The 11,486-nt window shown below is 60.2% G+C and carries 10 protein-coding genes; 6 read left to right on the top strand and 4 right to left on the bottom strand.

Going from position 1 to position 11,486, the window contains the following annotated elements; translation table 11 throughout:
* Nucleotides 1-214: 214 nt before the first annotated feature.
* Both HX821_RS29795 and HX821_RS29790 read right to left on the bottom strand, forming a co-directional pair.
* Nucleotides 215-1,345 (bottom strand): catalase family protein, encoded by a 1,131-nt coding sequence (locus HX821_RS29795; protein WP_003211127.1) that lies wholly within the window; start codon nucleotides 1,343-1,345, stop codon nucleotides 215-217.
* A gap of 31 nt (nucleotides 1,346-1,376) precedes the next feature.
* Complete coding sequence (locus tag HX821_RS29790) at nucleotides 1,377-3,188, bottom strand: di-heme-cytochrome C peroxidase (protein WP_177037215.1); 1,812 nt, start codon at nucleotides 3,186-3,188, stop codon at nucleotides 1,377-1,379.
* 246 nt (nucleotides 3,189-3,434) lie between these two features.
* Between HX821_RS29790 and HX821_RS29785 the strand changes: the two genes are divergently transcribed.
* The 5 genes from HX821_RS29785 to HX821_RS29765 all read left to right on the top strand — a co-directional run bounded on the left by HX821_RS29785 (nucleotide 3,435) and on the right by HX821_RS29765 (nucleotide 6,284).
* Nucleotides 3,435-4,175 (top strand): FKBP-type peptidyl-prolyl cis-trans isomerase, encoded by a 741-nt coding sequence (locus HX821_RS29785; protein ID WP_003211122.1) that lies wholly within the window; start codon nucleotides 3,435-3,437, stop codon nucleotides 4,173-4,175.
* A gap of 463 nt (nucleotides 4,176-4,638) precedes the next feature.
* The gene (locus HX821_RS29780) at nucleotides 4,639-5,094 is read left to right on the top strand and encodes a YkvA family protein (protein WP_003211120.1); all 456 of its coding nucleotides are present in this window, start codon (nucleotides 4,639-4,641) and stop codon (nucleotides 5,092-5,094) included.
* Nucleotides 5,095-5,191: 97 nt separating this feature from the next.
* On the top strand, nucleotides 5,192-5,530 hold the full coding sequence (locus HX821_RS29775) for a helix-turn-helix transcriptional regulator (protein ID WP_003211117.1): 339 nt from the start codon (nucleotides 5,192-5,194) through the stop codon (nucleotides 5,528-5,530).
* On the top strand, nucleotides 5,527-5,898 hold the full coding sequence (locus tag HX821_RS29770; protein ID WP_003211116.1) for a hypothetical protein: 372 nt from the start codon (nucleotides 5,527-5,529) through the stop codon (nucleotides 5,896-5,898). The genes HX821_RS29775 and HX821_RS29770 overlap by 4 nt, the downstream gene beginning before the upstream one ends.
* Entirely contained in the window at nucleotides 5,898-6,284 is a 387-nt protein-coding gene (locus HX821_RS29765) for a sel1 repeat family protein (protein WP_003211114.1), read from the top strand. Before HX821_RS29770 ends, HX821_RS29765 begins: the two co-directional genes overlap by 1 nt.
* Before the next feature lies 1 nt (nucleotide 6,285).
* Here the strand turns inward: HX821_RS29765 and HX821_RS29760 are convergent, their stop codons facing one another.
* Complete coding sequence (locus HX821_RS29760; protein WP_023659268.1) at nucleotides 6,286-8,064, bottom strand: bifunctional diguanylate cyclase/phosphodiesterase; 1,779 nt, start codon at nucleotides 8,062-8,064, stop codon at nucleotides 6,286-6,288.
* A 112-nt stretch (nucleotides 8,065-8,176) separates the two neighbouring features.
* On the bottom strand, nucleotides 8,177-10,258 hold the full coding sequence (locus tag HX821_RS29755) for a carboxy terminal-processing peptidase (RefSeq protein WP_023659269.1): 2,082 nt from the start codon (nucleotides 10,256-10,258) through the stop codon (nucleotides 8,177-8,179).
* Nucleotides 10,259-10,396: 138 nt separating this feature from the next.
* Between HX821_RS29755 and HX821_RS29750 the strand changes: the two genes are divergently transcribed.
* The gene (locus HX821_RS29750; protein WP_087694978.1) at nucleotides 10,397-11,359 is read left to right on the top strand and encodes a zinc-binding dehydrogenase; all 963 of its coding nucleotides are present in this window, start codon (nucleotides 10,397-10,399) and stop codon (nucleotides 11,357-11,359) included.
* The last annotated feature ends 127 nt before the right edge of the window (nucleotides 11,360-11,486 follow it).

The raw sequence follows: 11,486 nt of genomic DNA, 5'->3' as shown, positions 1-11,486 counted from the left end.
GATGCGGCGACCCGACAAGCCAGCTCCCACATTTGAACCGTGCCCGCTTTAGCTTTTGATTTTGATCTTAGGCACTCCGAGCCTAGGCGAGGAGCCGAGTGGTGGGGCAAGAGCGTTTTGCTTACTTTTGCGCTTTTCAAAAGTGAGCCGCTGTAAGAGCGGAACCAATAGCGGCCATAACCGCAGCAACGGATATGCACCCCACACCGCGGAGCTACAAATTCCGGCTATGCCGATAATCACTGACCGCCTCATACACCGCTTTACGCAACCGATTAATCCCCCCAATCGGCCGATGCGCCTCCACCCCAAACCACGGATTAAACGACTGATTATCACAAGCCAGGTTCAACGCCGGCGTATCAAAATCCTGCGCCGGAATCACCACCTTGGCCACCGTCTCAAACGGCGCATCACTCTCTTTCCATTCAATGCTGGTGTCCTCGATCGGCATGAACTTCTGCGGATTCTGCCGCTGAATCTGCAACACAAAACACGCCGCCACCCGGTCCGTCGACAATTGCTGATTCAACGCACTGCGCAAAAAGTTCGGCAGGTCCTGATTCTGTTTGGGCAGCACATACGCAGGACACCCCTGGGGATCCGGCGCCACCCGAAACTTTGCATTCGCCGCCCCAAACTTATACGGCGACACCGAGAAATACGTCGTCTGCGTAGGACTCACCGGCGGCGGCGCCAACGTCGCCAGCGCGATAAACAAATGCCGCACCTGCCAACTGCGCGGATCCACCCCGGGGAAAAACGCCATGACTTTCTTGCCATCGGCCTGAGCCGAAATGTTCTGCGCATACTCCGCCACATCACTGACGAAAAAGTTCGGATGGCTGAACATCACAAAGTCCTGCTCACCCCGCGCCTGCTGATCCGCCAGCAGCTGTTTGCCTGGCACGTCCAGCAACTTGATCGCCATCCCCCGGGCATCCCGGATGCTGTCGAACTGCGGATACGCATTGCCGTTGGACAGTCGCATCATCGCCTGCCAGGTCTTGCCCGGCTCGGCGAACACGCCCTGGCGCAGGGCCGGGTCGAGGTCCGCCAGTACGCTGACCTCGGCCTTCACGCAGCCATGGGCCTTGGCATGCGCATCCCGCAGGTAACGCGTGCCTTCGCGGTGTTGGTCGACGATGCGCACGGCGGTCTGGATGATGCCCTGGGTCATGGCCGCTTCACCCGGCGGGATCTGTTCATCCGGCGATACCGGGCCGCTGTGCTGCCAGGCAAACCACAGGGTGGACAGCAACCAGCCCAGCAGGCCCAGGCCCACCAGCCACAACAGGGTCTTGCCGAGAAACGCGCCGAGGCGCAGCCAAAGTCGAGCGAGCATTTAAAAATCCTTTTCTGCGAAGTCGGTTGGGTCAGGGCAGTTGCTGTTCCAGCGGGCCGCCCAGCACTTTCAAATATTCCAGCAGCGCCCAGCGTTCCTGGGGCAGCAAGCCTCGGCCAATCACCCCGTTGCCACGCTGCCCGGCACGGAATTCGTGGCCGCTGTTGTGGTTGCCGGTGATGCGCGTATCGAACAGGAACGCGTTGGGGAACGCGGCGGTTTGATAGCCCAGGTGGCGCGGGTCGTATTCGAAGGTGCCTTTATAGAAGGTCGGGCTGCGCTCGTCCTGAGGCGAGAGCAATTGGTAGATCGTCGGCACCGAGCCGTTGTGCAGGAACGGCGGTGTCGCCCACACCCCGGCCAGGGGCCGTGCCTTGTAGGCACGCAATTCGCGTACGCCGATCGGCAGGCCGAAGCCGTCCAGGCGCGGGCGTTCGGCAGGTGTCACACCGGCGGCACGGTAGGCGTGGTCTTCGACAAAGGCGGTGATGTAGGCCAGGCCTTTGGCTGAAGAGAGGCTGCGCAGGTCCAGCGGCTCGGTGGGCGTGGGGTGCAGTTCGACGTTCATTTTCGCCAACTCCGCCGGGTCCCATTGCAGGGCGCTGAGGTCGAAGCGGTGGTCAGCGATATTGTTGGCAGTAGCGGGGTCGGTGCCGATCACCTCCACCGGGAGCATTTTCAACTGGCGCACCGGGCGGCCATCGACCTGGGACACCGCTGGCACGTGGCAGCCGGCGCAGTTTTCCGCGAACAGTGCGCGACCCTGGGCGGCCAGCGGTTTGTCGATGGCGCCGAACAGGTCTTCGGGCCAGGTGGGTGGCTTGAGCCGTTGCAGGGTTTCTTCGATGGTATTCAGGTCGCGAACCCGCACGCTGGAGGCGTAGCGCGCATCGCCCTGGAGCGGCTGGCCGGCGCTGTCGAAGAAGTCCAGGGTGGCGCCGACGCCCAGGGCTTCGCCGATATTGCGGGCCATGGGTTGTTGGGCCGAGCCATTCCATTGCACCCAGTCGAAGGTCCAGATGTCCCACAGTTGCGGGTAGTCCACCGGGGCGTTGGCGATGCGGTAGTTGTCGGGGGAAATGGCGTCGCCAAAGCTGGCGTTGGCGATACGGCCAAAGGCGTCGGTGCGGCCCGGGCCTTCTTCGGTGGGGTAGAGGCCACGGTGGGTGTCGTTCCAGGCAACTTTGAGGAAGTTGTTCAGGGACTTCTTGAAATCCTGGCGCAGTTGCGCTGCGGTCTGGTCGTTGTAGTCATGGCCCAGCACGGTGCGGGCAAAGCGCTCGAATTTCCACGGGTTGTAGTAGGTCGAGGCCAGGCTGGCGACCAGTGCCTGGCCGAAGCTGCCGCCGCGCAGGGTCGGCACGCTGGACGGCAGCACATGTTGCGCCGGGCCACCGTCGACCCGCAGGCCCTGGCCTTTGAAGTTCAACTGGCCGGTGTGGCAGGCGGCGCAAGTGATGTCGAGAAACTCATCATTGCTGCCAGTATTTTTATGCCGGGCGAAACCCACCGGCAGGTTGCCGGGATTTTGTGCAGTCGGCACTTGCCTGGGATCTACCAGGAAACCGAAGCGCGCCAGGTACTCGGGCGTGGCGAAACGCTGTTCGGAGAACGGCAGTTCCAGTGCGGTAAACCAGGCATAACGCAGGCCCTTGACCTGGGTGCCCTGGGGCGTGAAATAGTAGGTCTGGCGATCTGCGGCGCTCCATTGATCCTGATAGTGCACCTGTTCCACCGGCACGTAGACCGGCAGCTTCGGGTTGACCACGTAATAGAGCACTACCGCCAGGACCAGGCCCAGCAGTATGAAAATCATCAGCAAAACACGGGAAAAAATGCGCAAGATAACTATCCTTGTCGAGTTGTAGCGTTCTTATGCCATCAGGCCAGCAGTGCGGCAAGTGGCCATGAGTCTCGTTCCAGCGCTGCTGCCGTCCGTTGCAGGGCCCTGGATTGAATGAAAATGCTTTTAAACACGTGAACTTATCAGAAGTTTCCTGCTCACATGCCGGTAGCCATTGGTCGTGGCCGCCTGATAAGCTCGCGACTTTACTCGAATGCCCTTTTGGCACACGAACAAGGAAATAGCATGAAACAGCATCGGTTGGCGGCGGCGGTGGCCCTGGTTAGCCTGGTACTTGCGGGTTGTGATTCGCAAACCAGCGTAGAGCTGAAAACCCCGGCGCAAAAAGCTTCCTACGGTATCGGCCTGAACATGGGCAAAAGCCTTGCTCAAGAAGGTATGGATGACCTGGACTCCAAAGCGGTAGCCCAAGGCATCGAAGATGCCGTCGGCAAGAAAGAACAGAAGCTGAAAGACGACGAGCTGGTCGAGGCGTTCGCCGCACTGCAAAAACGTGCTGAAGAGCGTATGGCCAAGATGAGCGAAGAGTCGGCAACTGCCGGCAAGAAATTCCTCGAAGAAAACGCCAAGAAAGACGGCGTTGTCACCACCGCTTCCGGTCTGCAATACAAGATCGTGAAGAAAGCCGACGGTGCTCAACCCAAGCCTACCGACGTAGTGACTGTTCACTACACCGGCAAGCTCACCAACGGCACCACCTTTGACAGCTCCGTGGATCGCGGCAGCCCGATTGACCTGCCGGTCAGCGGCGTGATTCCAGGTTGGGTCGAAGGCCTGCAACTGATGCACGTTGGCGAGAAGGTCGAGTTGTACATCCCGTCCGACCTGGCCTACGGCGCGCAGAGCCCGAGCCCGGCGATTCCAGCCAACTCCGTGCTGGTATTCGACCTGGAACTGCTGGCCATCAAGGACCCGTCCAAGGCAGACGCTCCTGACGCACCGGCGGCTCCTGCTGCCAAGAAGTAATCAGCGCCTGAACACACAACGCCCCGTCTCGACGGGGCGTTGTTGTTTCTGGCCTGTGCGATCGTTCCCACGCTCTGCGATCGTCCCCACGCTTTGCGTGGGAATGCATCCGGTGACGCTCTGCGTCACCATTGCGCATAGCTCAAGCCTAGCGCTAACAGCAAGCGCGGAGCGCCACAGGCGGCATCCCCACGCAGAGCGTGGGAACGATCAGCTGAATCCAGGGCAAATTCAACCGAACCCATGCGGGCTAGAGCAGTCTGATAAAAGACCCGAGTACGGGTAGACGCAGATTATCTCCAAGTCAATGAATTCTTGGGTTTTTTTTATGTGCGCAAAAAACGCCCGATCTGACTGTAGGCCTTGTATTACGTGGCTTTCAGCCTGGAAAATAGGCTCTGTTCACAAGGTTATCCACAATTTGTGTGGATAACCTTTTCTGTCGCCTGGAACTGGAGTGACGATGAAAGCCCCGTTTAATTTCACCCGCTTCCTGCCCATGGCTGCTCGCCTGCTTGGCCGTGGGCGCTTGCCGACGTTGCTGTTCGCGGTCGCCGCCAAAGGCTCGAGCCAGGGCAACCGGCTGGGCAAGCTCAAGGACGACCTCAAGCTGCTCCAGGCCTTGTGCCTGGCGTACTGGCGCGGCGAGTACCGGGCCATCAGCCCCAAGGCGCTGATTTCGGTAGTGGCAGGGTTGATGTACTTCCTGAGCCCGATTGACGCGATCCCGGACTTTATCCCGGTGTTCGGCATGCTCGACGACATTGCTGTGCTGGCGTGGGTCATGAAGACCCTCGACGGCGAACTGAGCGCTTTTCGCGCCTGGCGCGAGCGTCAGCTCCCCGAGAAGCTTGCGGTGGTTGAGCGCCTTCCTGCGACGCCTCAGCTGCTTACGCAAGAGCACCTGAAAAAAAACTGAACCTTGGGAATATCCCCCTGCGCTCTTTGTGGCTGTTAGGATTACACTCCTAAGGAAAGTACTTACGAAGTAAGTGTTGTGATCCTCCGGGGCAGTCATGGATATTCAGATAATTACAAAGGATGGCGAGCCCGAATATGCGGTTCTGCCATGGGCTCAGTATCAGGCGCTGTTAAAAGCTGCCGGTCAGCAACAGCCAACGCCTCCCGCTTCGACCATTAGCCAAGCCACTGCCGAACCGGATCTGCGCCCCCTGGAGCAGCTGCGAAGCCTGCGCGAGGCCAAGGGCCTGGCCATCGAGGTTTTGGCGCGCACAGTGGGCATCAGCCCGTCTTACCTGGGCCTGATCGAAAGCGGTGAACGCCAGCCGGACGCTGCCATCCGCCGCAGCCTGGCCTGGGAACTTGGCGTTGCAGGTTGGAGGGACGAAACGTGAGCGTACGCATCAGCCGTCAACATTGGGATGGGTTACTCAACGAGCTGGACCAGGCGCGCCGACAGCGTCACCTCTTGACCTACCGCGCCTTGCTGGAGCGCCTGCAATTTCCCACGCCGGCCATGCAGACCCTGACGGCTGCGCTGGAGCACCTGGCGGCGCTGGATGCCAAGGCCGACCAACCACTGCGCAGTTCCCTGGTGATCAGCCAGGGCGCCAGTCGCCTGCCACGTACCGGTTTCTTTGAATGCGTGGAGCGTCTCGGGCGCTTCTGCGGGCCGTCCGATGGCGTGGCCGCGGCGTCGTGGCACGCATCCGAAGTGGTGCGAGTATTTGAATACGATTATCCCGAGTCAGCGGAGGCGTAGTGTTCTGGAAGCTCAAGGCGTATGCCAGTTACTGGCTGGCGCGCAAGTTGTTTCATTGGTCCTGGTTCGTGCGACAGCCGCGTGGCTGGCAGTGGCTTGAAGGCCAGTTCGCGCGCATGGCCAATCTGGGCGACGTAGGAGCACAGAGTTTCTACGGACATATCCTGACGTTTCGTGGCAAGGGCCTCGGCGCCCGTGAAGAAGGCGTGCGACTGTTGCGGCTGGCGGCCCTGGCCGGCGACGGCAAGGCGGCCTACCAGATTGGGGTGTTGAGCCTTGCGGGCAGCCTTGGCAAGGCGCCTGATCCGCTGGAAGCGGCACGCTGGTGGAAAATCGCCGCCCGAGCCGGGCACCCGTTGGCGCAGATGCGCCTGGAGCAACTCTGATCTAGAGCGGCTGCGGTTCTGCCTGGCCCAACTCCAGGCTGTCAATCACATGAATGCTGTAGCCCGCCACGTTCTTCGCGTGGTGCTTGGCTTGCGAGGCCAGTTCCGCCAACTGGCTGGCATCGAGTTGTCCACAGGCCTGTGGATACAAATGCACCACGCCGATGGACAGCGACAGCAGCGCAAACTCCTGGCGCACGCCCTGGCGGTTCAGTGCAACGAAACAGCCCGCGTCCAGATGCTCGCTGCGATAGAAGCGCCGGCACTGGGTGTGGAAGTCGTCCAGCAGCTGGTTCAGCCGCTTGCGCCAATCCTGCGGCCCCAGCACCAGTAAAAAGTCATCACCGCCGATATGCCCGACGAAGTCGCGGCTGGGGTCTACCCGGTCGTTCAGGCATTGCGCCAGGCACAGCAGCACTTCATCGCCCCGGCCATAGCCGTAGATATCGTTGAATGGCTTGAAACTGTCGATATCGACGTAGCAGATCACAGACTCGCGTTGTTGCTGCAACAGCCGCGTCAGGCACTGCTGGATGGGGACGTTGCCCGGCAGCAAGGTCAGCGGGTTGGCATAGCGTGCCTGCTGGATTTTCAGTTCGGTAATCAGCTTGAGCACATCGATGACCCGGCCCAACCCCAGATAATCGCCGTTGAGGGTGATGATGAAATCTTCCTCGATCCGCTGGCGTGCGCGACTGGTGAGCAGGCGGCTGACCTGCTGCAAGGACTGGCTCAGTTCCACCGCGAGAAAGTCATCACTCATCAAGCGGCTGATGGGCTTGCGGGCGAACAGATCGGTGGCGAACGGCTTGAGCAGCGCATCCGACAGCGAGTGCCGGTGCACGATGCCAATCGGGTGGCCACGCTCATCCAGCACCGCCAGGGAATTGAGGTTGGCCTGGCGCCGGAAGGCTTCCAGAACCTGCGCCGTGGCAGTGTGCTGGCCCACGGCCGGTTGTTCGTTGAGCAGGGCGCTGAGGTCGCTGCCTTCGTCGTTCAGCGCGACGTTGGCGTTGTCGGGCTTGGGCAGCATCAACCGCGCTTCCTGCGGCGGGTGTTCCTGGGGGCGGCAGAGCAGGTAGCCCTGCACCAGGTCAACGCCCATTTCCGTGAGCACCGCCAACTCTTCCGGCAACTCGATGCCTTCGGCGATGACCTGGGCCCGGGAGGCTTTGGCGATTTGCAGGATGGAGCCGACAAACTCGCGCTTGAGGGCGTCCTGGTGGATGCCGTCGATAAAGTGTCGATCGATCTTCACGTAGTCCGGGCGCAGCTCCGACCACAGCCGCAGGCTGGAATAGCCGGCACCCAGGTCATCCAGGGCAATCGAAAAGCCCATGGCGCGGTAGTGGTGCAGCGCGGTTTGCAGCAGTTGAAAATCGTCGGTCGGGGTTTGCTCGGTCAGTTCGATCACCACCTGGCTGGGCGGGATGCCGAAGTCGCTGAGCAGTTGCAGGGTACGGCCGGGCTGGTGGGCGGTCTCCAGCAGGGATTCGGGTGAGACGTTGAGAAACAGCTTGCCCGGCAGTTTCTGCTCGCTGAACCGCCGGCAGGCACTTTCCCGGCAGACCATCTCCAGCTCACTGAGACGCCCGGCGTGACGGGCCACGGAGAACAGTGCGACAGGAGAGTGCAACGGGCTGTTGGACGGGCCGCGACTGAGGGCTTCATAACCGATGACGCGTCGTTCAGACAGGGAAATGATGGGTTGGAACAGGCTGTGCAAACTGCCTTGAGCCAGGATTGAGCCCAATGCATTCAGCTGTTCGGTCATGGTCATGATTTTCTCGGGTCGAAAAAAAAGGACCTGCTTTGGCAGGTCCTTCATTTCACGACAGAATGATGTCTATTTGATGACACTCCGAGGAGCGTTCACATTAAATCGCCATCATTTACTGCTTGGCCACCGTCTTGCTGATTTTCAAGTAGTCCAGCAGGATGCGCCCGGTCTCGCTCAGGTAGGCATCATCTTCCGGCTTGGTTTTATCAGGCTCGGCGGCGATCGCGTCTTCGTCTTCTTTCTTCAGTTCCTTGAGCGGGGCTTCGCCTTTCGCCTTGCGGCGGGCGTTCTCCAGCACCAGTTGCTGATTCTCGATGTCGGTGTGCTGCGCACGACGGTCGGCTTCGTTCAGGCTGACGGTTTTCTCTTCCATCAACTTCTTGGCCAGGGCCAGTTTGTCGCGGATGAAGATGAACTCGGCATCCTTGGCGGAGCGGGCTTCGTGATCAGCTTTCAACTCTGCGATGTACGGTTTGAACGGGTCTACCGCAGGCTTGATCGCAGGACGGATAGTGTCCCACGGCATCGCCTCGGGCAGGGCGCTCTCGCCGATTTCCTTGGTGTCGATGATCGACGGGAAATCGACGTCCGGCAGAACGCCCTGATGCTGGGTGCTCTGCCCGGAAACCCGGTAGAACTTGGCCAGGGTCAGTTTCAGCTCGCCATGGTTCAGCGGCTGGATGGTCTGCACGGTGCCTTTGCCGAAGGTCTGGCCGCCGATGATCAGCGCACGGTGGTAGTCCTGCATCGCGCCGGCAAAAATCTCCGAGGCGGATGCCGAGAGGCGGTTGACCAGCAACGCCATCGGCCCTTTGTAGAAGGCACCCGGGTTCTCGTCTTCCAGCACGTCGACACGGCCGTCAGCGTTACGCACCAGCACGGTCGGACCCTTGTCGATAAACAGACTGGTCAGCTCGGTGGCTTCCTGCAGGGAACCGCCGCCGTTGTTGCGCAGGTCGATGACCACGCCGTCGACTTTTTCCTTCTGCAATTCTGTGAGGATTTTCTTAACGTCGCGGGTGGTGCTCTTGTAGTCCGGATCACCGGCGCGGAACGCTTTGAAGTCCAGGTAGAACGCCGGGATCACCACCACGCCGAGCTTGTAGTCCTTGCCATCCTGCTTGAGGTTGAGGACTTGCTTCTGGACAGCCTGGTCTTCGAGTTTCACCGCTTCACGGGTGATGGACACGATTTTGCTGGTCTGGTCGTTCGGTGCGTTGGTGTGCGGAATCACTTCCAGGCGCACCACGCTGCCTTTCGGCCCGCGGATCAGCTTGACCACTTCATCCAGGCGCCAGCCGACCACGTCAACCATCTCTTTGTCGGCCTGGGCCACACCGATGATCTTGTCGGCCGGGGCAACCTGCTTGGTCTTGTCGGCCGGACCTGCCGGCACCAGACGCACGATCTTCACCTGGTCGTTATCGCTTTGCAGGACGGCACCGATGCCTTCCAGCGACAGACTCATGTTGATATCGAAATTTTCCGCGTTATCTGGCGACAGATAATTGGTGTGCGGGTCGTAGGACATTGCGAAGGTGTTGATGTAGGCCTGGAAGATATCTTCGGCACGGGTCTGATCCAGACGTGCCAGCTGATTCTTGTAGCGCTTGGTCAACAGTTCCTGGATGGCCTTCGGCTCTTTGCCGGCGATCTTCAAGCGCAGGACTTCATCCTTGACGCGCTTGCGCCACAGGTCGTCCAGCTCGGCTTCGGTGGTCAGCCAAGGAGCGTCCTTGCGGTCAACCAGCAAGGTCTCTTTCTTGGTGAAGTCGAACTTGTCGACACCTTTGTCCAGCTCACCAATGGCGAAGTCCAGACGCGCTTTGACGCGGTCCAGGTAGCGCTTGTAGATGGTGAAGCCGGGCTGCAGGTCACCGCTCTTGAGGAAGTCGTCGAACTGCGTCTTCCACTTGTCGAACTCGGTGATGTCGCTGGCCAGGAAATAGCTGCGCGAGGGATCCAACAGCTTGAGGTAGCTGTCGTAAATGATCACCGAACGAGCGTCGTCCAACGGCGGCTTGCTGTAATGGTGGCGCTTGAGCAACTCGACGACGTTAAGGCTGGCAATCACCTCATCGCGATCAGGCTGAAGGTTGTCCCAGCTGTTGGCTGCGAACGTATTGCTCGACAGCGGCAAAAGGCCGATACCGATAAAAAGAGCGAGGGCGGTGCTGGGGAACAAATGCTTCATGCTGATTCGACGCGGGGGCAATTGATAACGCATATTAGGCCGTCTTTGAAGTCGCCGGTTCCATATGGGCCGGTCGCATAATGCAAAAAGCCCGACGCTACAGCAACGGGCTCAGTCCAGACTCACTATGGAGGCACTGTGAAAGCATTGCAAGGCGTTGAAGGTCATGTGGAGTGGCAAGAAGAGCCAAGTCCTACATGCGATGTAGGCCAAGTACGCATTCGCGTGGCGGCTGCGGGCCTGAATCGCGCCGATTTATTACAGCGTTCGGGGCTTTATCCGCCACCTCCCGGTGCCAGCCAGGTGCTGGGCCTGGAGTGTTCCGGGGTGATCAGCGAAGTCGGCGCCGGTTCGTCGTGGCAAGTGGGGGATCGGGTTTGCGCCTTGCTGGCTGGCGGCGGGATGGCTGAAGAAGTGGTGGTGGATGCGCGGCATGTGCTGCCGGTGCCGGAGGGTGTGTCCCTGGTGGAAGCGGCCGGGTTGCCCGAGGTGTACAGCACCGCGTGGCTGAATCTGTTCCAGTTGGCGGGCCTCAAGCCCGGTGAGAAGGTGTTGTTGCATGCCGGCGCCAGTGGGGTGGGCTCGGCGGCGATTCAGTTGTGCAAGGCGTTTGGCAGCCCGTGTTGGGTCAGCGTGGGGTCGGCGGATCGCCTTGCGTACTGTGAAGCGCTGGGGGCTCAGGGGGGTGTGGTACGTACTGACGGCATCGAGGGCTTGAGGGATTTTGGACCGTTCGATGTGATTCTTGACCCGGTGGGGGGGAATTACGCGGCGCTGAATCTCAAGCTGGTGGCGCGTGATGGGCGCTGGGTGTTGATTGGGTTGATGGGCGGGCGTGAGGCGCAGATCGATCTGGCGCAGGTGTTGGCCAAGCGTGTGCAGGTGTTGGGGTCGACGTTGCGCAGTCGGGATGATCAGTTCAAGGCTGACTTGTTCAGTGACTTGAGCCAGCATGTTTGGCCGTTGTTTGCCGAGGGGCGCTTGAGTCCGCAACTGGCCAGGACGTTTCCGATCAAGGATGCCGAGGCTGCGTTTGCTGAACTGGCGACTAATCGGATTTCCGGGAAGCTGGTGTTGGTGATTGACGAGAGTCTGACCTGATTTCAGATGCGACATTTGTGTTGGGGGGAGTTGGGTTGGGTGCATATCCGTTATTTTCGTAACGGCGACTATTGGTTCCGCTCTTACAGCGGCTTACTTTTGAAGAGCGCAAAAGTAAGCAAAACGC

The sequence above is a fragment of the Pseudomonas sp. B6001 genome, from assembly GCF_013386015.1.
Taxonomy (GTDB): Bacteria; Pseudomonadota; Gammaproteobacteria; order Pseudomonadales; family Pseudomonadaceae; genus Aquipseudomonas.
This window is presented reverse-complemented; position numbering and strand designations above follow the sequence as displayed.

Coding starts and splice junctions, on each gene's coding strand:
- HX821_RS29755 (WP_023659269.1), bottom strand. CDS start 10,258: ATGAAGCATTTGTTCCCCAGCACCGCCCTCGCTCTTTTTATCGGTATC.
- HX821_RS29780 (WP_003211120.1), top strand. CDS start 4,639: ATGAAAGCCCCGTTTAATTTCACCCGCTTCCTGCCCATGGCTGCTCGC.
- HX821_RS29760 (WP_023659268.1), bottom strand. CDS start 8,064: ATGACCATGACCGAACAGCTGAATGCATTGGGCTCAATCCTGGCTCAA.
- HX821_RS29795 (WP_003211127.1), bottom strand. CDS start 1,345: ATGCTCGCTCGACTTTGGCTGCGCCTCGGCGCGTTTCTCGGCAAGACC.
- HX821_RS29785 (WP_003211122.1), top strand. CDS start 3,435: ATGAAACAGCATCGGTTGGCGGCGGCGGTGGCCCTGGTTAGCCTGGTA.
- HX821_RS29775 (WP_003211117.1), top strand. CDS start 5,192: ATGGATATTCAGATAATTACAAAGGATGGCGAGCCCGAATATGCGGTT.